This window comes from Nonomuraea sp. NPDC001831 (assembly GCF_042892035.1).
In the GTDB taxonomy this organism is placed as follows: Bacteria; Actinomycetota; Actinomycetes; order Streptosporangiales; family Streptosporangiaceae; genus Nonomuraea.
Window position 1 is genome coordinate 128,862 of the sequence record NZ_JBIATU010000018.1, and the last position, 18,620, is coordinate 147,481.

Genomic DNA, 18,620 nt, shown 5'->3' on the forward strand with positions numbered 1-18,620 from the left:
TGTGATCGATGGGCGGCGGGAGACGCGGTGTAGCGCATCGCATGGGGTCCAACAGGCCCACGGGCAAGGATCAAGCGTCAGGCTGATCATCGCCTACTCGCCACATTGCTGGACGACAGGTGAGGCTCTTCCAGGGGTTGTCCGTTGCAGGTCACTCTGCGGCCAAGGGCGGGGATCAGGCCGAAGGATCTCGTTTGTGCGGTGGATGTATCGGCTGTAGCGGGCGCCTGATGTCGCCAAGGTGACGACCGGCGCCCTGGGTGACCGCTTGAACGCTGCTGTTGCCGTTGAGGTGGGGCTGCCGACGTCGTTGGGCTTCTCGCGGTGTCGCCGGGGATCGGCGGCGAGGACCCGAGTGTCAGGCCTTGACGTCGGGAGGCAGTCAGCATCGTGAGCATTGCCCTTTAGACGTATCACCCTGTGCGGTCGGAGGATCACTGAGGCGGGCCAGCGAGCTTGTTCGGCTGGCGACAGGTCACGTCAATGCGCTTAAGAAGCGCGGCGAATGCGGTGGCTGCCTGCGCCCCGCGGCCGGGACGTTGGGCGGCAAGCGGCACAGGCGGCCGCGTTCGACGAGGTAACGGGAGGTCTCGTGACGTCGTTGGTCCAGGGCCACTCTGTGTGAAGGATGGTGATCACGAGTGCCGTGTGTGGTAGTTCGGACGAGACTGAGCTTCGGTCGCCGGCCCGCCGCCTATTACGAACGGCTCCCCTGTACGTCGGGCGGTGGGCCAGTCAGCAGGATGTGTGACACCCACGAGTTCAGCTAATTCTGCGGTACCTGTTTCAGGAGGTTGCCCCTCATCTCAGGATATCGGCCGAGGATTACCTAACTCCGGCGCACCTGGTCGGCATGAGAGGACATGACAGCGCTACACCGTATTTATGCGTGCTTGCACATCCGAGCGAGTGAGACTGATCGATGACATATCTTCGATCTGGCTGGCTGTTTAGGCGCTCCGGTCTGGCGGGCGGTCCATTGCTGGGGGCGGCGGATTGATCCTCCTCGCCTAGGTGGGGTTATTTCCTCCGACAAGACGGGCGGATGTGGACGTTCACAGGAAAAGCGTGGGACGCCGGAGGAAGAAAACCACTCCGGGTGGCTTGGCGGGGATCGCTTCAGGCAGGGGCGTCTTGCCAATATGTGCTCGCAGCAAGTGGGGCCGGCCGCTGTGGGCGGGTTCCCTCGTCGTCCACTGGTAAGGGGTGGGGGTTCGTGAACGTTGAGGTGGAGATCCTCGATCTACAACTCCGTCTGCAGGCGCTGGAGGCTCGCTCGTGTACGGGTGGCCGTGATGCGGTGTTGGCCGGGCTGGCTACGGCGAGGGCGGAGATCGTCGAGGTTCGCTCAGGGGTCGGGCGGGACTTTGAGATCCTCAACTTCGAGATCGCGCGCCTTCGGGAACGGATAGACGAGAGCTGCAAGGCCAGCCTGGAGGAGACGTTGACGATGTTGGAAGGGCTACGGTTCCAGCTCGATGATCTCGGGCTCAGATTGGATCGCCTGTTGGCGAAAGATGATGCCTGAGTGGCATTTGAGCCCCCGGTTCGGGTTGGGGGCTCTTGAATGAGGCTGCTCGACCGATCCGAGGTTTGATGGCGATGATGCTGGAGGCCGGTTTCAGGGCTGGTTTGAGCGGATCGGCCAGGAGTGGGGACGGTATCGGGAAATGGTGACGGCCATCCCGTACTCCTTCTAGGGCCTTGTCCGAGAACGAAGGAGCCAACGTGATGGCCGCGAGGAACAGTGTGCCGCCTTCGAGATGGCATGCAAGGCCGTTTCGGAACTGTGGCTCCTACTTTTCTCTTTCTGGCCTAGCTTCGGACGGAATGCCAATGTGTCCCTCATAGTCAGGGAAATCGGGCTTGAGTGACTGCTTGTTGGCGAAATTGCAGTACGGCGGCCGGGGCTGTCGAGCGTTGCCCAGGATGGCGCATGACTATATCCAGAGGGCAAGGGATCTCGAGAAGCCTCTGGTGCGAGATCTGCGAGCTTTGTGGCGGTGTTGCCATCGTGGCGGGCTGGCGCGGCCGGCCACTCGGACGACCGCACGTATGTAGAGAGTGTTCGTGTCGCGAGACGAAGAGGTCTCCAGAAGCGGGCCTACGCGGGGCCGCAGCGCCGCGTTTGAGCTGCACGGGAGCTTGAGGGGTGCGTTCGACGAGAGGGCTGGTTCTGTCAGGCTCTCCCGATGGGTTGCCTCAGGCGGGCAGACAATGCGGGGGGTCGTGCTGCTGCAGGTAGCGGCTCAGGGGCCGAGGTCCTCCAGGGCCAAAAAAGATGAGCCGAAGTTGAGTACTGGTCTGGAAGGTGCCCGGGTTATCGGGCGTTGCCGGTCAGCAGACTGTCCCAGAGCAGCTGGGTCCTGAGCGTGGAGCCTCGGAAGGTCTCCTCCCGGATCGGGGTCCTGCCGTTCTTGCGGGTTCGGCGGATGAAGCGCTGCCCGCCGATCTGGCAGAGCTCGTAGATCAGGGGCGCGCAGTGGCAGGTATATGCCCGGACCCGTACGCGTTCGTAGGGGGAGTACGTGGGATACCAGTGGATGACTGTGCGGTCTGGACAGGGTTCGGGGAGGTGGATGCCGATGCAGTGTTCGTAGTCCAGGGGGAGGACGGTCATGGTCGGAGAATACGTCTGGTTGTATCCGCTCGTCTATTCAGAAAGATGACTCTGTCTGAGCAGGCAGGAGGATATGGGAGGGCTCGTACACCTTCGTCTATGTTGCCGGTGTGCTGGACTACGACGGCGACACCCATATCTACGTACAGATCGCGGAGATCCTTCGGCGGCGGGTCGAGGGGCTCGCGTCCGGGCATCCCGTGCCGAGCGAGGCGGACATTCAGCACGAGTTCGGGGTCGCGCGGACGACGGCCCGCCGGGCCATCCACGTGTTGCGCGAGGAAGGGCTCATCTACACGGTCCAGGGCGAGGGAACGTTCGTCGGTGCACCTGATGAAGCGCCGCGTAAGCAGCGGAAAGTGCCGCTCTATCGGCAGATCGCTGCCGATGTGGCCAAGCAGATCAGGGCGGGGCACTTCCAGCCCAAGCGGGCGATTCCGGGCGAGACGGCGTTGGTGCAGCAGTACGACGTGGCGCGTGAGACGGTGCGGCGGGCCATGGCGTTGTTGCGGGAGCAGGGGTGGATCTACACCGTGCCGCAGCGTGGGAGTTACGTGTCGCCCGAAGAGTCGTGGCCCCAGGATTGAGATTCACTCATCTGCTTGTATCCAGACGTCTAAGGTATGAGCATGCTCGACCGAGACGGCCCCGTGCCGATCTATGTGCAGATTGCCGAGATGATCGAGGGTCAGATTCTGAGAGGTGAGCTGCTGGCCGGTGAGGCGGTGATGAGCGAGCTGGCCATGGAGGCCGAGTTCGACGTGGCGCGGTCAACCGTCCGGAACGTGGTGCGGGAACTGCGTCGGCGGCAGCTCGTGCACACGGTGAAGGGGAAGGGGACGTTCGTCGGGGCCGCCGCGGATGGGGTGTAGGACGACAGCACAGGGGACGACAGCACAGGGGACGACAGCACAGGGGACGACAGCACAGGGGACGACAGCACAGGGGACGACAGCACAGGGGACGACAGAGGCGGGAGTACGCGGGAGCCTGGTGGGGCGGTTCGCTGAGGGCGTCGGTGCGGGAGTGACGGCGGTGCGAGTCGGCTCGTTTTTGCGGTGTGGCTCTTGTCTGGGGGCCTATGAATGCGTGCCTGGCGGGAGGTGGATGCTCGGCGGGGAGAGGGTGCTTGGCCCAGGTGTAGAAGCTTGGCCCGGAGCGGATGCTTGGCCTACAGGCGGATGCTTGGCCTACAGGCGGATGCTTGGCTACGGGCGGATGCTTGGCTACGGGCGGATTGCTTGGCCGAGGGGTGTGGTCGGGGCTGTGTACAGGTGGTTCATGGTGCACTCCCCCAGGGCGTGGCGGGGGGTGAGGGGCAGTGCGGCTGATGGGTGGGTGTTGGGGGCTGGGTGTGTTCAGGGGGGCTTGGGCTTTGTGGCTGGGGGTTATTCCGGGAGTAGGCGGTAGTGGAGGCAGACGATGGTGGAGGTGTCGTTCACGTCGTGGCCCAGGGATGACCAGTAGCGTTGGTGGACTTCTCGCCAGTGTTGGATCGAGGTGAATCCTTCGCCTTCCGCCTCGGCGAACTCCCACGGCACCTCGGCGAACGGCACCAGTGCCACTGAGGTGATCTCGATGGTCGCGGCCTTCTCGCCGGCGTCGTTCACGAGGATCAGGTGTTCGCCGACGTGTTCCACCTCTTCGCCTTCCGCCTCGTAGTCGAGGGGCAGGAGACCGGCGGTGGCGGTCTTCGTGCCTGAGAGGGTGAGGTCGGTCAGCAGGGTGCGTACCTTGCCGGGGGTGCCGAGGGCGAGGACTCTGCGTCCGTCGATGCGGGGCCACATACGCGCATCCTAGAAGACGGGGATGATCTCCTCCGGGTCGATGACGTTCACCTCGACGCCTTCCAGGTCCAGTTCGGGAATGGCGGGGAAGGCGATGCCCCATCGTTCGACGATCGCGCGGACCTTCGCCATGGCCACGCGCCAGTTCTCCTTCTGCTCCTCGTACGAGAGCACGCCGAGGCCCGCGTCCCTCGCGTGGTCCATCAGGACGCGGTGGTTGTCGAGGAAGTACGGCGGGAGTTCCCAGAAACCTTCCGGAGGCTCCCAGAGAATCATGGAGAGGAACACGAAACCGGCTCGCAGCTGGCGGGTGATGAGGCTGCGGGTCTCGTCGGTGAGGCCCGGCCATTCGTTTTCCAGAATGGTCATGCAGATTTGCAGATGGCGGGACTCGTCGAGGCCGATGCGCTGGAACATCTCGCCGAAGACCGGATGCCGGGTGCCCGTGGCCATGCCTCTGAACAGCGTGGACGCGGCCATCTCGCCCATCATGAAGCTCGTGAACAGGACCGGCAGGGAGTATCTTCCGACGGCGCTGGTGTAGCCGTTCCAGTAGCGGCCGCCGTTGTGGTAGAGCCAGCCGATGTTGTTGTGGGCGGCCTTTTCGAGATCGTCTTCGGGGGTCCAGTTCAGGGGGCCGCCGGGCCACAGCCGGGCGATGGTGCGCTGGCAGCACTCCTCATGGTTCATCTCGTCGCGGGTGATGGAGAAGAAGCACTTCCTGACCGGGTCTTCCTCGTGTTTCTCGAAAGCCTGGATGGTTGCGCGGGCGAACACGGCCGGGCCCGAGGCGTCGAAATTGGCGAGGACGGCGAACCAGTACATGATGCCCAGGCGCTGTTCGCGGGTGAAGTCGTCCGGGTTGAGGCCGTCCCATGGGAGGTCGGCCGGGTTCCAGAGTTTGCGCTTGGACTTCTCGTAGATGGCCGCGAGCTTCTCGGTCTCCACGCGCCATTCCATCGGATAGATGTTGGGCTGCGGGATCTCCGGCGCGGGCCAGAAGCCGCCTTCCGGGATCGTGAGGTCCGCCATGGTTGTGACACCTCCCCTGCCATCCTGCGTGGCGGCGTCACGCCATGCAAGCTTCGCCGCGGCCCGGTGCGCACGTCGTCGTACCAGGCCTTTCCCTACGAGCGGGTGCGCTGCGTGACGGCGACGCAGGCCAGGACGGCGAGCGCCGCCGCCACGGTGGCGGGGCCGAAACGTTCGCCCATCAGGACCCAGGCCCAGATGAGGGTCAGCAGCGGCTGCGCCAGCTGGGTCTGGCCGGCCCTCGCGATGCCGCCTCTGGCCAGGCCGGCGTACCAGGGGATGAAGCCGAGGAACATCGAGATCAGCGCCACGTAGGCGAAGCCGGCCAGGGCGGGGGCGGTCGGCGTGATGGGGGTGGTGAGGGTCAGGATCGCCGTGATCGGGGCGGTCAGCGGGAGGGAGAGGACGAGAGCGTGGCTGATCACCTGCCAGCCGGGGGTCGTCCTGGTCAGGCGGCCGCCCTCGGTGTAGCCGAGCGCGGCTGACAGGAGGGCGCCGACCAGGAGCAGGTCCGGCCAGGCGGCGCCGGCCTGGCCTCGGGTGAGGGTGAAGGCGGTGATCGCGGCGGCGCCGGCGGCGCAGGCGGCCCAGAACAGGGGGCGGGGGCGTTCGCCCGCCCGTACGACGGCGCAGGCGGCGGTGGCCGCGGGGAGCAGGGCGATGACCACGGCGGCGTGGGAGGTGCTGGCGCCCAGGTCCAGGGCGAGGCTGCTGAACACCGGGAAGCCGAAGACCACGCCCAGGGAGATCACGGCGTAGGAGGGCCAGTGTCGGCGCGGCGGGAGGAGGGGCAGGCGGGCGGCCTTGAGGCAGACCAGGGCGATGACGCCGGCGACGGCGGCACGGCCGATGGCGACGAGCCAGGGGTCGAAGCCGCGCATCGCGTAGACGGTGCCGGGGAAGCTGCCGGAGAAGGCCAGGACGCCCAGGAAGGCCAGCATCGTCCCTTGCCGGGCGCGGGCGGCGGTCCCGCAGGTTCCTGTTAGGGCGTCGCGGAGCGTGCGGGTGCCGGTCGAGGAGGCGGTGCCGGTCGACGTGGCGGTGCCGGTCGACGTGGCGGTGCCGGTCGAGGAGGCGGTGTTCAACGAGCTGGTGCCGGTCGAGGGCGCGGCGTCGTTCGAGATTCCGGTGTTGTTCGAGATCCCGGTGCCGTTCGAGGGGGCGGCGTTCGACGAGGTGGTGCCGGTCGAGGGTGCGGTGCCGGTCGCGGGGGTGGGCTTCGGGACAGAGGCTGGAGAGGAGGGTGCGGTGCCGGTCCTGTTGGGAGGGCTGGGAGGGGTGGTCGGCAGTTGAGGGGCGGCCGGCTGGTTGAGGGTGGCAGAAGAGCCGGTGGCGGGAGAGCCGGTGGTGGGGGGCGTTGCAGGGTGGGGGGTGGGAGGGGGTGCTACTGCGTTTTGGGCGGTAGCGCTATCCTTGTCCTTCATGACCAACGATAGCAGTATCGCCCAGATTGCGGCGATGCTGCGTGAAGAGGCCGCCCGTCTGGGGCCTGGTGGGCGGCTGCCGTCCAGCCGGGAGATCATGCGGCGGCACAACGTCAGCCCCGTCACGGTCTCGCGCGCCATCAGCCAGCTCGCCGCCGAAGGGCGGGTGGTGTCGCGTCCGGGGAGCGGCGCCTTCGTGGCGCCGCGGCAGGTCGTGCGCGGCCAGGACCCCCTGGACCTGTCCTGGCAGACGGTCGCTCTCGGCGACCGGGTGGTGGACGACGGGCCGGTGGCGGCGCTGCTCGCGCAGCCGTCCGAGGAGGTGGTGCCGCTGACCGGCGGCTACCTGAACCCGGGGCTGAGGCCGGACCGGCAGCTCGCGGCGGCCGCCGCGCGGGCGGTGCGCCGTCCGGACGTCTGGGCGACGCCGCCGTTGACCGGCCTGCACGAGCTGCGCGGCTGGTTCGCCCGTCAGGCCGGGGGCGACGTGACGGCGGCGGACGCGCTGATCGTCAGCGGCGGCCAGGCGGCGCTGACGCACGCGTTCAGGGCGCTGGCGGCCCCCGGGACGCCCGTGCTGGTCGAGACGCCCACCTATCCCGGAGCGCTGGCGGCGGCCAAGGCGGCCGGGCTGCGGGCGACCGCCGTGCCGATGGACCGCGACGGCGTGCGGCCGGACCTGCTCGCCGAGGCGTTCGCCGTCACCGGCGCGCGGGTGTTCTTCTGCCAGCCCACCCTGCACAACCCCACCGGCGCGACGTTGCCCCTGGAGCGGCGCGCGCAGGTGCTGGAGGTGGCCAGGGCGGCGGGGGCGTTCGTGATCGAGGACGACTACGCCCGCTACCTGTCCCCCGCCGCTCCCCCGTCGCTGGCCTCCATGGACGCGCACGGCACGGTCGTCAACGTCGGCTCGCTGACCAAGATCCTGTCCCCCAGCCTGCGGGTGGCGGCGGTCGTGGCCCGTGGGCCGGCCGCGCACCGGCTGCGGGCCAGCCAGCTCGTCGAGTCGTTCTTCGTGGCGCGGCCGTTGCAGGAGACGGCGCTGGAGTTCGTGGGCTCGGCGGCGTGGGGCAGGCATCTGAACGCCGTGCACGCCGAGATCGCGACCAGGCGGGACGCGCTCGCGGCGGCGCTGGCGGCCCACGTCCCGGGGGCTGAGGTGCATCTGCTGCCGATCGGCGGCCTGCACCTGTGGCTGCGGCTGCCTGCCGAGGTGGACGAGAACGCCCTGGTCGAGACGGCCCGGCAGTACGGGACGCTGGTGAGTCCGGGGCGGATGTACTACCCGTCGGAGCCGCCGGGCCCGCGGATCAGGGTGACGCACATGGCCGCCGCCAACCTGACGGTCCTGGCCGAAGGGGTGCGGAGGCTCGGGCAGGCGCTGGACGCACAGGTCCGGTGATCGGACGCCCGGTCAGGGACGACCGGGACGCGCCCGACCGCGACCACCGCCGCACCGGTCCCAGCCACCTCAGCCGACGGGTGCGATCGACACGCGTGGATCGACGGGCGGCGGCAGACGGCGGCGGGCCCCGACGGACAGCGGCGTCCGGCGGGCGGCGAGCGGGCGGGCGGGCGGGCGGGCCGCGGGCGGGCCGGGGGGCGGGCGGAAGCCCGTTGGAGGCGGTTGGGGTGGGTCGTCGGCCCAGTGGGGAATGTGTCGGCGGGTGGTCGTCGACGTGTCCGGGAATCGTTCGCGCTCATGGTGTTCGATGCGGGTATGCGGTGACAACACCAAGACACGCGCTTACCGGGCGGGGAAGCGGGGTTCGCGTCGTCTCCAAGGCTCAAACACCGATACGGTGTAACTCGTGCCTTGTGGCACGAACGGCAGGCGAAGGAGCGGGCCGAGATGGCAGACGTAGGCGTCCGGGCGGCCCGGCGCGAGGATGTTCTCCAGGTTGCGAATACTCAGATCCGCGCCTGGCGCTACGGATATCGGGAGTTCCTCCCGGAAGGCCCACTCGAGCAGATGACGGGGCCGGCGGCCGAGAAGATGTGGCTGCGTCAGTGGGACGAGGCGATCGTCGCCCCGCCCGGCCCCTCGCACCGGGTGCTGGTCGCGGTGGAGACCATCCTCGACACTGAAGGTTTCCCCGCGCTGGGCGCGGGCGGCAGCGCGGCGCTGACGACCCCGCGCGGCGGCGAGCGGGTGGTGGGGCTGGCCTCGCACGCCCCCGCCGAGGACCCCGACCTGGATCCGGGCAGGGTCGCCGAGATGCTGACGCTGCTGGTCGACCCCGACTTCGTGCGTCGCGGCCACGGCAGCCGCCTGCTCAACGCCACCGTCGACTACCTGCGTGAGGACGGCTTCCGCCAGATCGTCACCTGGGTGTTCGCCGACAACTACGCGGTGCTCGGTTTCCTGGAGTCGGCCGGCTGGGGCGAGGACATGGCCGAACGCGTCCTCGACATGGGCCGTCCGATCCGCATGGTCAGGCTCACCACGGATATCAGCTAGAGGTTCGACAGCATGGCAACCCCCGGTCAGTGGATCGCGGGCGCACGCCCGCGCACGCTTCCCAACGCCGTAGTCCCCGTCATGGTCGGTACGGGCGTGGCGATCGGCGACGGCGGATTCGTCTGGTGGCGCGCGGTCCTGGCGCTGCTCGTGGCGCTGTCCCTGCAGATCGGCGTCAACTACGCCAACGACTACAGCGACGGCATCCGCGGCACCGACGACCAGCGCGTCGGCCCGATGCGGCTCGTGGGCTCGCGGGCGGCCACGCCCCGGCAGGTCCTGACGGCGGCGCTGGGCTGCTTCGCGGTCGCGGCGGTGCTCGGGCTGGTGCTGGTGGTCGTGACGCGGGCGTGGTGGATCCTGCTGGTGGGGGTCGCGTGCATCGCGGCGGCCTGGTTCTACACCGGCGGCAAGCGGCCCTACGGCTACCGCGGCCTGGGCGAGCTGGCGGTCTTCGTGTTCTTCGGCGTGGTCCCGGTGATGGGCACCGCGTACGTGCAGACCGAGCAACTGAGCTGGACGGCGTTCCTGGCCTCGATCCCGGTGGGGTTGTTGTCGTGCTCGATGCTGGTGGTCAACAACCTGCGCGACGTCCAGACGGACGGCACGTCGGGCAAGCGCACGCTGGCGGTGGTGCTCGGCGCCGAGCGCACCCGGGCGTTGTACGTGTTGTGCCAGGTGGTGCCGTTCGTGGTGGCGCTGGCGATGATCGCGGTCACGCCGTGGGCGGCGCTCGCGGCGCTGGCCGCGCCGCTCGCGATCACGCCGATCAGGACCGTGCTCGGCAAGGCCGTCGGGCCGGCGCTGATCGCGGTCCTGCAGCAGACGGGCAAACTGCAGATGGCGTACGGCCTGCTGTTCGCGGTCGGCTTGGCGATCACCCTGTAGCCAGTTACAGCGGTCGGCTTGGCGATCACCCTGTAGCCAGTTACAGCGGTCGGCTTGGCGATCACCCTGTAGCCGGTCACAGCGGTCGGCTCGGCGATCACCTTGTGGCCGGGTACGACAAGCGGCTTGGCGATCACTCTCTAGCGAGGTACGGCAGTCGGCTTGGCGATCACTTTGTAGGCGGGGCACAACTGGCCCCCAGCACGCTCGTATGTCCCGATAACTCACCAGGTCACCCCCCTACGGTTCACTGTGTGCGCACACACCCAGCGACCCTCAGGAGGGGCCATGGAACAACGCGGGATCGAACTGGTCTCGGCCGGCGAAAGGTACGGCCGCCCGCGTGACCTGCTTTTCCTCTGGTCCGGGACGACGATGGGCATCTTCACCCTCGTCTACGGCATCACCATCGTGGCGGCGTTCCAGCTCAGCTTCACGCAGGCGGTCGTCGCGATCGTCATCGGCAACCTGCTGTCGTTCCCGCTGGTCGGCCTGACGAGCCTGCAGGGCCCGGCCACCGGCACCTCCACCATGGCGGTCTCCAGGGCCGCCTACGGCCCCAAGGGCGCCCGCGTGCTCAGCTTCTTCGGCTGGCTCAACATGGTGGGCTTCGAGGCCGGCGGCATGGTGCTCATCACGTTCGCGGCGCTGTCGCTGCTGGAGCAGGCGGGGGTGAGCGACCAGGGGCTCGGGCTCAAGGTCGTGGTCATCCTGGTGGCGGCGGCGATCCAGCTGGTGCTGCCGCTGATCGGGCACGCCGCGGTGATGAAGGCGCAGAAGTACTTCACCTGGGTGTTCGTCGTGCTGTTCGGCCTGATGGCGATCCTGATCGCGCCCAAGGTGGAGCTCGGGGGCGGCGGCGGGTCGGCGGACTTCGCCACGTTCACGATGGCCATCGCGATGATCATGTCGGCGGGCGGGCTGTCGTGGGGGCCGCTGGGCGGCGACTACTCCCGCTACCTGCCGGCGAGCTCCTCCAGGAAGGCGGTCTTCGGGTACGCCGCCCTGGGCGGGTTCGTCCCGTACGTGCTGCTGATGACGCTCGGGGCGGCCGTGGCGACCGTGGTCAAGGACAACACCGACCCGATCTCGGGGCTGCCGGGCGCGCTGCCGCAGTGGTTCGTGGTGCCGTACCTGCTGCTGGCGATCGTGTCGCTGTTCGCGGTCAACACCACCGACCTGTACTCCTCGGGGCTGAACCTGCAGGCGGCCGGGATCAAGGTCAAGCGCTGGGTGGCGGTCGTCGGCGACCTCGTGCTGTGCGTGATCATCACGTTCGTGGCGGTCACCTCGAACAGCTTCAACACCATGCTCAACAACTTCCTCGCGCTGCTGATCATCTGGCTGGCGCCCTGGGCCGGCGTCTACATCACCGACTGGCTGCGCAGGCGGGGACGCTACGACGCCGAGGCGCTGTTCGACGAGCAGGCGCCCGGCCAGGTCCGGTGGCCGGCGATCATCGCGCAGGTCCTGGGCATGGTGGCGGCGGCCCTGTGGATCAACTCGGCCGTCTTCGTCGGGCCGCTGTCGGAGGCGACGGGCGGCAGCGACTTCAGCATCTTCGCGGGCTTCCTGGTGGCGGGCGCGGCCTACGCGCTGCTCGTCCCGCGGCCCGCCGTACGGACTGTGGAGGCATGATGGACCGCGACCTGCTGGACGTGGCGTACGGGCGCAGGCCCGCGGACACGATCATCACGAACGGCACGCTCGTCAACGTGCTGACCGGCGAGCTGTACCCGGCCGAGATCGGCATCGTGGGCGGCCGGATCGCCGCCGTCGAGCCGGTGCTGGAGCGCGGCCCGGACACCGAGGTCATCGACGCCCGGGGCGGCTACCTGGTTCCCGGCCTGATCGACGGCCACCTGCACATCGAGTGCAGCAAGTTGTCGGTCACCAGCTTCGCCGACCTGGTGGTGCCGTTCGGCACGACGAGCGTGGTGTCGGGGCTGGACCAGATCCTCGTGGCCGAGGGGCTGCCGGGCGTCCGGCGTTTCCTGGACGAGTCGGCGGCGACCGGCATGCGAATCTGGTGGGGTGCACCCGCCAAGGCGCCCTACACCGTGCCTGAGTCGACCGTCGGGCACCCGTTCGGTCCGGCTGAGCACAGGATCGCCCACGAATGGCCGGAATGTGTGGGGATCTGGGAGACCGTCCAGGAGATGGTGGAACACTCCGATCCTGCCGTCATGGAGGCCCTCGACCTGGCCCGGGAGCGGCGGCTGCCGGTGTTCGGCTGCGCGCCGCTGTCCGACCCGCGCCGGATCAGCGGGCTGGCGGCGGCCGGGGTGCGGCTCGACCACGAGTCCTACTCCCACGAGGAGATGCTGGAGAAGCTGCGCCGCGGCATGTACGGCATCATCCGCGAGTCCTCCGTCGCCCACTTCCTCGACGAGAACATCAAGGCCGTGGCCCTGGCCGGCTCCCGCAGGCTGGCGTTCTGCACCGACGACGTGCACGCCGCCGACGTGCTGGCGGGCGGCCACATGGACAAGCTGGTCCGGATGGCGGTCGCGGCGGGGGTCGACCCGGTGACGGCGATCCAGATGGCCACGGTGAACTGCGCGGAGATGTACCGCATCGACCACCTGGTGGGCAGCCTGTCCCCCGGCCGGTTCGCGGACGTGCTGATCGTCGACTCGCTGGAGGACTTCCGGGTCCGCGAGGTGATCGCGAACGGCGTGCCCGCCGCCCGCGACGGCCGGATGGTCACGCCGACGCCCGCCCCCGAGCGCGGCCCGGTCCGGCCGTTCCCGATCGCCCCGGTCACCGCCGGCGACCTGGTGCTGCGCGCCGAGGGCGAGCAGGCGACCGTGCTGACCCTCGGCTTCACCGACCAGGTCTTCGTCCGCAGGAGGCGGGACGTGACCCTGCCGGTGACCGACGGCGTCGTGGAGCCGTCCGTGGAGCAGGACGCGCTGCTCGTCACGGTCGTCGAGCGCTACGGCAAGACCGGCAACAAGCCGGTCGCCATGGTCAGCGGCATGGGCCTGCGGGCCGGCGCGATCGCCACCAGCGCGGCGCCCGACGACAACAACATCATCTGCGTGGGCGCCTCCCGCGAGGACATGGCGCTGGCCGTCAACACCGTCGCCGAGCACGGCGGCGGCCAGGCCGTGGTGGTGGACGGCGAGGTGCGGGCGCTGCTGCCGCTGCCGGTCGGCGGCATCGTCTCCGACCTGCCGGCCGCCGAGATGGCGGTGCTGGAGGAGCGGCTCGACGATCTGGCCCGCGAGCTGGGCTGCACGCTGCCGGCGCCGCTGATGTACCTGTTCTTCCTGTCGATCACCGCGATCCCCGACTACGCCGTCACCGACCTCGGGCTGGTCGACTGCGTACGGCTCGAGGTCGTCGACCCCATCCTCACGGAGGTTTGATCATGAAGGACTTCATCGCCGGTCTCCCCAAGTGCGAGCTGCACCTGCACATCGAGGGCACGCTGGAGCCGGAGCTCAAGTTCGACCTGGCCCGGCGCAACGGCATCGCGCTGCCCTACTCGTCGGTCGAGGAGATGCGGGCCGCCTACTCCTTCGACGACCTCCCCTCCTTCCTCACGGTCTACTACGAGGGCATGCAGGTGCTGCGCACCGAGCCCGACTTCTACGACCTGGCCATGGCCTACCTGCGCAAGGCCGCCGAGCAGAACGTGCGCTACGCCGAGATCTTCTTCGACCCGCAGGCGCACACCTCGCGCGGGGTGCCGTTCGACGTGGTGATCCGCGGGCTGCGGCGGGCGCTGATCGACGCCGACCGGCAGCTCGGCGTGCGGGCCCAGCTCATCATGTGCTTCCTGCGCGACTTCCAGGCCGAGTACGCGATGGCGACGCTGCTGGAGTCGCTGCCGTACAAGGAGTGGATCGTCGGCATCGGCCTGGACTCCGACGAGAAGGGCAACCCGCCGGCCAAGTTCGCCGCCGTGTACGAGCGGGCCCGCCAGGAGGGCTACCTGCTGACCATGCACTGCGACGTCGACCAGGACAACTCGATCGAGCACATCCGGCAGGCGATCGAGGAGATCGGCGTCGACCGGATCGACCACGGCGTCAACATCCTGGAGGACCAGCGGCTGGTGGACCTGGTGCTGGCCCGCGGCATCGGCCTGACCTGCTGCCCGATCTCCAACGGGTACGTCACCGACTCCATGAAGGCCGAGGGCATCCGCAAGCTCATGGAGCTCGGCGTCCGGGTGACGATCAACTCCGACGACCCGGCGTACTTCAACGGGTACGTGGGCGAGAACCTGGTGGCGCTGCAGGAGGAGCTGCAGCTCACCCGCGAGGAGCTGGCCCGGCTGGAGCGCAACGCGTTCGAGATCACGTGGCTGCCGCGGCACCTGAAGGACGCCTACCTGGCCGAGGTCGACGCCTACCTCGCCTGAGCGGTCCCGGGAAATCCTCCGGCGGGGGCCGCTTAGAACCCCGCTGGAGGGGCAGGCTGTCTGGTCGCAGGCGTGAGCCGCAGCCGAGCGCGAGGGATTTGTTGAACAGGACCGCTGTTCCGGCCGGAATCGACGAGTTCGAACGGGCACTGGCGCGGAGTGTCGTCGTCGCCGCCCGTGCGATGCCCGACTCTCCGCTGGTCAGCGTGACGTTGTGCACCGAGCGCGGCATCCGGTCGGCGGCGTGGGCGCACGCCCGTGCCAGGGTGCTCGACGGCATGCAGTCGGCGGCCGGGCGGGGGCCGAGCTTCGACGCGATCGAGGCCGGGCGCCCGGTCACGGCGGCCGGTCTGGCGGCCGGCGACGCCCGCTGGGGGTCCTTCTGCCCGCAGCCGCACGGGATACTCAGCCTGCACGCCGAGCCGCTGACCACCCAGGGGCGGCTGCTGGGCACGCTCAACCTCTACTCGGCGGGCGCGGCCGGCTTCGCCGCGCGGACGCACGTCGCGGCGCAGGTGAGCGCCGCCTCGATCGGCGTGCTGTTCGACGTGGCGATCGGCGCGGCCCGTACGCGGGAGGTGGCCGCGCAGCTGAAGGAGGCGCTCGGCACCCGGCCGGTCATCGACCAGGCGATCGGGATCGTCATGGCGCAGCGCCGCTGCACCGCGCACCAGGCGTTCGAGATCCTGCGCAACGTCTCCCAGGACCGCAACCTCAAGGTGCACCACGTCGCGGCGACGATCGTCCGGTCGGTGAGCGGCGGCCCGCCGCAGCGGCCGCGGTTCGAGGATCCGCCGCCCGGCGACCAGGGGCATTCGGCATAATCGCCTCATGCCCTCCTTCCTCGCCCACGACGGGACCGAGCTGGCCTACCACGTCCACGGGACGGGCGAGCCGCTGGTGTGCGTGCCAGGCGGCCCGGGCCGCGCCTCCGTCTACCTGGGCGAACTCGGCGGCCTGCCCCGGCGGCTGATCCGGCTGGACGGCCGCGGCACCGGCGACTCGGCGAGCCCGGCCGACCCCGGGACGTACCGGTGGGACCGGCTGGCCGCGGACGTCGAGGCCCTGCGGGAGCACCTGGGGCTGGACCGCATGGACCTGCTGGCCCACTCGGCGGGCGCGAACGTGGCCGTCCGGTACGCCGGGCTGCATCCGGCCCGCCTGAGGTCGTTGTGCCTGGTCGCGCCCTCGCCGGTCGCCGTGGGCTTCGCGCCGACGGAGGAGGACTGGCGGGCCGGCCTGGAGCTGCGCGCGCACGAGCCGTGGTACGCCGCCGCCCTGGCGGAGTTCCTGGCCGACGAGGGCGTGCAACGCCACCGGTTCTTCTACGGCCCCTGGACCGAACGCGCCGCGGCCCATTCCGCCCGGGCCGAGGAGGAGTGCGGCGAGGCCGCGGCGGACGGCTTCTACGCGCCGTCCCCGGTGACGCCCGAGGAGGTCAGGGCCGGGCTGGCCGCGCTGGACGCGCCCGCGCTGCTGCTGACCGGCGACCTGGACGTCCACCCCTGCCGCCTGCACGCGCAGCCCTTCGCCGCCCTGTTCCGCGACGCCACGCTGGTGACGCTGCCCGGCGCCGGGCACTTCCCGTGGGTGGACGACCCGGCCGCGTTCGTCTCGGCGGTGTCCGGATTCCTGGACGCGGCGGCCGGACGAGACGGCCTGACGCGCAGGGCATGATGGGGGTGGACGCCGGGACAGGAAGGACTCACCACGTGCGGCAGGAACTCGCGGTCACCAACGGGCAGGCCGCCGGGGTGCGCGGCGCGCTGGCGGGCAACCTGCGGCGCACGCGGCTGGCCCGGGGGTTCAGCGTCCGCGAGCTGGCCGAGCTGACCGGGGTGAGCAAGGCGCTGATCTCGCAGATCGAGCGCGGCGTGGCCAATCCGACGATCGAGGTGCTGACCCGGCTGGCGGGGGCGCTGGAGCTCACCTTCGCCGAGCTGACCCGTACCCAGCTCGCCGAGCCCGAGGTGCTGCGCAGGAGCGAGGGCCTGCCGGTGGCGGTGGGCGACACGACCGTGCGCGGCCTGTTCGCCGCGGCCGACCGGCGGCGGTTCGAGCTGGCCGAGGGCGAGCTGCCGCCGCTGACGCGCAGCGCCAGGAGCGCCCACGGGCACGGGTCCGTGGAGCACGCCTATGTGGTGTCCGGCGAGGTGACGGTCGAGAGCGACACGTGGTCGGTGCGGCTGGGCGAGGGCGACGCGGTGCGGTTCGGGGCTGAGGTCGACCACGTCTACTCCACCGGCGAGCGCGGCTGCCGGATGCTCACGCTGATCTCCTACGACTAGCCGGGCCAGCGGCTGCTTCCGTCGGGCACGCTGGCCAGCAGCTCGCGGGTGTAGGGGTGGGCGGGGGCGTCCAGGACCCGGTCCACGTCGCCGGTCTCGACGCATTCGCCGGCGCGCAGCACGTACAGGCGGTCGGCGAGCTGGCGGACGACGGCCAGGTCGTGGGTGATGAACAGCAGGCCCATGCCCAGGCGTTCCTTGAGCCCGGCGAGCAGGGTGAGCACCTGCGCCTGCACGGAGACGTCGAGGGCGGAGACGGGCTCGTCGCAGACCAGCAGGCGGGGCTCGCCGGCCACGGCCCGCGCGATGGCCACGCGCTGCCGCTCGCCGCCCGACAGGCCGGCCGGGCGCTTGCGGGCGAGTGCGGGGTCGAGGCCCACCAGGCGCAGCAACGCGCCGACGTCCGTGGGGCGTCCCTCGGCGGCGAGCGCCTCCTTGAGCGTCGCACCGACGGTACGCGCCGGGTTGAGCGTCGAGTACGGGTCCTGGAAGATCATCTGTGCCGTCCGGCGGGCCTGGCGCACCGCCTGGCGGGACAGGCGGGCGTGGTCGGAGCAGTCGAGCCCGTCGAGGGTGACGACGCCCGCGTCGGGCCGTTCCAGGCCGGTGACGCAGCGGGCCAGCGTGGTCTTGCCCGACCCCGACTCGCCGACGACGGCCACGACCTCGCCCGGCGCCACGGTCAGGTCCACACCGGCCAGGGCCGGCCGCGACGCGCCCGCGTACGTCTTGCGCAGGCCCGTCACCGCCAGCAGCGGCGCGGCGGCGGTGCGCGGCGGCGACGGCACGCCCGGCGGGGGCGGCGGCGCCTCGGGCAGCGCGGCGGCCCGTACGCAGGCCGACAGGCGAAGCTCCGCGCCCGGCACCGGAACCAGGGCCGGGACGCCCGCCCGGCACTCCTCCCCCGCGTGCGCGCACCGGTCGGCGAACCCGCACCGCCCGGCCACCGCGTCGTGGGCCGGCACCGAGCCCGGCACGGACGGGATGACCGGCAGCCGCCGGTCGGCGGGCGGCTCGGCGGCCAGCAGCGCCCGCGTGTACGGATGCCGCTGCTCCCTGCGCAGCTCGGCGGCGCGCCCGACCTCCATGACCCGGCCCGCGTACATGACCACGACCCGGTCACACATCGAGAACGCCAGCCGCAGGTCGTGGGTGATGAGCAGGAACGTCATGTCCCGTTCGCGCTGGATGCGGCGGATGAGGGCGAGGACCTCGCGCTGCGTGGTGGCGTCGAGGGCGGTGGTCGGCTCGTCGGCCAGCAGGATCCGCGGCGCGGCGGCCAGCGCGCAGGCCAGGCCCACCCGCTGCCGCATGCCGCCGGAGAGCTGGAACGGGTAGCGGCCCGCCACCTCTTCCGGCAGGCCCACCTCGGCCAGCAGCCGCGGCACCTCGGTCTTCGGGTCGGCGCCGTCGGGCAGGCCGTCGGCGATCTGCTTGCCGGCCCTGCGCAGGGGGTTGAGCAGCGTGAACGGGTCCTGCATGAGCAGCGAGACCGTGCCACCGCGCTGCCGCCGCCTGGCCCTGGGGTCGTCGTCGACCCGCCGCCCGTCGATCTCGACCAGGCCGGTGGACTCCAGCCCGGCGGGCAGCAGCCCGAGCAGCGCGCGGACGGTCAGCGACTTGCCCGAGCCGGACTCGCCCACGATCGCCACCGACTCGCCGGCGGCGACCTCGAAGGACACCTGCGACAGCAGCGTACGGCCGGTGTCCGGCTGCCGTACGGTCAGGTCGGCCACCCGCAGCAT

At 70.2% G+C, this 18,620-nt stretch carries 19 protein-coding genes; 14 read left to right on the plus strand and 5 right to left on the minus strand.

Going from position 1 to position 18,620, the window contains the following annotated elements; translation table 11 throughout:
- The first annotated feature begins 1,216 nt into the window (after positions 1 to 1,216).
- The gene (locus tag ACFYYW_RS40350) at positions 1,217 to 1,528 is read left to right on the plus strand and encodes a hypothetical protein (RefSeq protein WP_352320782.1); all 312 of its coding nucleotides are present in this window, start codon (positions 1,217 to 1,219) and stop codon (positions 1,526 to 1,528) included.
- Positions 1,529 to 2,320: 792 nt separating this feature from the next.
- Here the strand turns inward: ACFYYW_RS40350 and ACFYYW_RS40355 are convergent.
- Positions 2,321 to 2,620: a hypothetical protein gene (locus ACFYYW_RS40355; RefSeq protein ID WP_387657579.1), complete on the minus strand. Its 300-nt coding sequence runs from the start codon at positions 2,618 to 2,620 to the stop codon at positions 2,321 to 2,323.
- 110 nt (positions 2,621 to 2,730) lie between these two features.
- On the opposite strand from ACFYYW_RS40355, the gene ACFYYW_RS40360 reads away from it, so the two are divergent.
- On the plus strand, positions 2,731 to 3,207 hold the full coding sequence (locus ACFYYW_RS40360; RefSeq protein WP_352320779.1) for a GntR family transcriptional regulator: 477 nt from the start codon (positions 2,731 to 2,733) through the stop codon (positions 3,205 to 3,207).
- A gap of 42 nt (positions 3,208 to 3,249) precedes the next feature.
- A complete protein-coding gene (locus tag ACFYYW_RS40365) occupies positions 3,250 to 3,492 on the plus strand; it encodes a GntR family transcriptional regulator (protein WP_352320777.1) in 243 nt (80 codons plus the stop codon).
- Between the two features lie 516 nt (positions 3,493 to 4,008).
- On the opposite strand, the gene ACFYYW_RS40370 is transcribed toward ACFYYW_RS40365, so the two are convergent.
- The 3 genes from ACFYYW_RS40370 to ACFYYW_RS40380 form a co-directional block, all read right to left on the minus strand.
- Positions 4,009 to 4,407, minus strand: a complete 399-nt coding sequence (locus ACFYYW_RS40370; RefSeq protein ID WP_387657583.1) for an ASCH domain-containing protein — start codon at positions 4,405 to 4,407, stop codon at positions 4,009 to 4,011.
- Positions 4,408 to 4,416: 9 nt separating this feature from the next.
- Positions 4,417 to 5,439 (minus strand): hypothetical protein, encoded by a 1,023-nt coding sequence (locus tag ACFYYW_RS40375; protein WP_387657586.1) that lies wholly within the window; start codon positions 5,437 to 5,439, stop codon positions 4,417 to 4,419.
- Between the two features lie 95 nt (positions 5,440 to 5,534).
- On the minus strand, positions 5,535 to 6,380 hold the full coding sequence (locus ACFYYW_RS40380) for a DMT family transporter (protein ID WP_387657588.1): 846 nt from the start codon (positions 6,378 to 6,380) through the stop codon (positions 5,535 to 5,537).
- A 64-nt stretch (positions 6,381 to 6,444) separates the two neighbouring features.
- Between ACFYYW_RS40380 and ACFYYW_RS40385 the strand changes: the two genes are divergently transcribed.
- The 11 genes from ACFYYW_RS40385 to ACFYYW_RS40435 all read left to right on the plus strand — a co-directional run bounded on the left by ACFYYW_RS40385 (position 6,445) and on the right by ACFYYW_RS40435 (position 16,875).
- The gene (locus ACFYYW_RS40385; RefSeq protein ID WP_387657591.1) at positions 6,445 to 6,732 is read left to right on the plus strand and encodes a hypothetical protein; all 288 of its coding nucleotides are present in this window, start codon (positions 6,445 to 6,447) and stop codon (positions 6,730 to 6,732) included.
- 165 nt (positions 6,733 to 6,897) lie between these two features.
- The gene (locus tag ACFYYW_RS40390; protein WP_387657594.1) at positions 6,898 to 8,265 is read left to right on the plus strand and encodes a PLP-dependent aminotransferase family protein; all 1,368 of its coding nucleotides are present in this window, start codon (positions 6,898 to 6,900) and stop codon (positions 8,263 to 8,265) included.
- A 253-nt stretch (positions 8,266 to 8,518) separates the two neighbouring features.
- Entirely contained in the window at positions 8,519 to 8,671 is a 153-nt protein-coding gene (locus tag ACFYYW_RS40395; RefSeq protein ID WP_387657596.1) for a CGNR zinc finger domain-containing protein, read from the plus strand.
- 164 nt (positions 8,672 to 8,835) lie between these two features.
- Positions 8,836 to 9,324, plus strand: a complete 489-nt coding sequence (locus ACFYYW_RS40400) for a GNAT family N-acetyltransferase (protein WP_352320766.1) — start codon at positions 8,836 to 8,838, stop codon at positions 9,322 to 9,324.
- 12 nt (positions 9,325 to 9,336) lie between these two features.
- Positions 9,337 to 10,212 (plus strand): 1,4-dihydroxy-2-naphthoate polyprenyltransferase, encoded by an 876-nt coding sequence (locus tag ACFYYW_RS40405; RefSeq protein WP_387657600.1) that lies wholly within the window; start codon positions 9,337 to 9,339, stop codon positions 10,210 to 10,212.
- Between the two features lie 288 nt (positions 10,213 to 10,500).
- Positions 10,501 to 11,850 (plus strand): cytosine permease, encoded by a 1,350-nt coding sequence (locus ACFYYW_RS40410; protein WP_352320763.1) that lies wholly within the window; start codon positions 10,501 to 10,503, stop codon positions 11,848 to 11,850.
- Complete coding sequence (locus ACFYYW_RS40415) at positions 11,847 to 13,586, plus strand: adenine deaminase (RefSeq protein ID WP_387657604.1); 1,740 nt, start codon at positions 11,847 to 11,849, stop codon at positions 13,584 to 13,586. Before ACFYYW_RS40410 ends, ACFYYW_RS40415 begins: the two co-directional genes overlap by 4 nt.
- Before the next feature lie 2 nt (positions 13,587 to 13,588).
- Positions 13,589 to 14,587 (plus strand): adenosine deaminase, encoded by a 999-nt coding sequence (locus ACFYYW_RS40420; protein ID WP_387657607.1) that lies wholly within the window; start codon positions 13,589 to 13,591, stop codon positions 14,585 to 14,587.
- A 101-nt stretch (positions 14,588 to 14,688) separates the two neighbouring features.
- Positions 14,689 to 15,411, plus strand: a complete 723-nt coding sequence (locus ACFYYW_RS40425) for a GAF and ANTAR domain-containing protein (protein WP_387657609.1) — start codon at positions 14,689 to 14,691, stop codon at positions 15,409 to 15,411.
- Between the two features lie 7 nt (positions 15,412 to 15,418).
- Positions 15,419 to 16,264 carry an alpha/beta fold hydrolase gene (locus tag ACFYYW_RS40430; RefSeq protein WP_387657612.1) on the plus strand — a complete coding sequence of 282 codons (846 nt, stop codon included), beginning with the start codon at positions 15,419 to 15,421 and terminating at the stop codon, positions 16,262 to 16,264.
- A gap of 35 nt (positions 16,265 to 16,299) precedes the next feature.
- A complete protein-coding gene (locus ACFYYW_RS40435; RefSeq protein ID WP_352320754.1) occupies positions 16,300 to 16,875 on the plus strand; it encodes an XRE family transcriptional regulator in 576 nt (191 codons plus the stop codon).
- On the opposite strand, the gene ACFYYW_RS40440 is transcribed toward ACFYYW_RS40435, so the two are convergent.
- Positions 16,872 to 18,620 carry an ABC transporter ATP-binding protein gene (locus ACFYYW_RS40440; RefSeq protein ID WP_387657717.1) on the minus strand — a complete coding sequence of 583 codons (1,749 nt, stop codon included), beginning with the start codon at positions 18,618 to 18,620 and terminating at the stop codon, positions 16,872 to 16,874. The two genes, ACFYYW_RS40435 and ACFYYW_RS40440, sit on opposite strands and share 4 nt — an antisense overlap.

Excerpts from the sequence above, each read along its gene's own strand:
- ACFYYW_RS40355 (WP_387657579.1), bottom strand. The coding sequence starts at position 2,620 with ATGACCGTCCTCCCCCTGGACTACGAACACTGCATCGGCATCCACCTC.
- ACFYYW_RS40365 (WP_352320777.1), top strand. The coding sequence starts at position 3,250 with ATGCTCGACCGAGACGGCCCCGTGCCGATCTATGTGCAGATTGCCGAG.
- ACFYYW_RS40370 (WP_387657583.1), bottom strand. The coding sequence starts at position 4,407 with ATGTGGCCCCGCATCGACGGACGCAGAGTCCTCGCCCTCGGCACCCCC.
- ACFYYW_RS40375 (WP_387657586.1), bottom strand. The coding sequence starts at position 5,439 with ATGGCGGACCTCACGATCCCGGAAGGCGGCTTCTGGCCCGCGCCGGAG.
- ACFYYW_RS40380 (WP_387657588.1), bottom strand. The coding sequence starts at position 6,380 with ATGCTGGCCTTCCTGGGCGTCCTGGCCTTCTCCGGCAGCTTCCCCGGC.
- ACFYYW_RS40390 (WP_387657594.1), top strand. The coding sequence starts at position 6,898 with ATGCTGCGTGAAGAGGCCGCCCGTCTGGGGCCTGGTGGGCGGCTGCCG.
- ACFYYW_RS40395 (WP_387657596.1), top strand. The coding sequence starts at position 8,519 with ATGTGTCGGCGGGTGGTCGTCGACGTGTCCGGGAATCGTTCGCGCTCA.
- ACFYYW_RS40400 (WP_352320766.1), top strand. The coding sequence starts at position 8,836 with ATGACGGGGCCGGCGGCCGAGAAGATGTGGCTGCGTCAGTGGGACGAG.
- ACFYYW_RS40405 (WP_387657600.1), top strand. The coding sequence starts at position 9,337 with ATGGCAACCCCCGGTCAGTGGATCGCGGGCGCACGCCCGCGCACGCTT.
- ACFYYW_RS40410 (WP_352320763.1), top strand. The coding sequence starts at position 10,501 with ATGGAACAACGCGGGATCGAACTGGTCTCGGCCGGCGAAAGGTACGGC.
- ACFYYW_RS40415 (WP_387657604.1), top strand. The coding sequence starts at position 11,847 with ATGATGGACCGCGACCTGCTGGACGTGGCGTACGGGCGCAGGCCCGCG.
- ACFYYW_RS40420 (WP_387657607.1), top strand. The coding sequence starts at position 13,589 with ATGAAGGACTTCATCGCCGGTCTCCCCAAGTGCGAGCTGCACCTGCAC.
- ACFYYW_RS40430 (WP_387657612.1), top strand. The coding sequence starts at position 15,419 with ATGCCCTCCTTCCTCGCCCACGACGGGACCGAGCTGGCCTACCACGTC.
- ACFYYW_RS40440 (WP_387657717.1), bottom strand. The coding sequence starts at position 18,620 with ATGCTGCGGGTGGCCGACCTGACCGTACGGCAGCCGGACACCGGCCGT.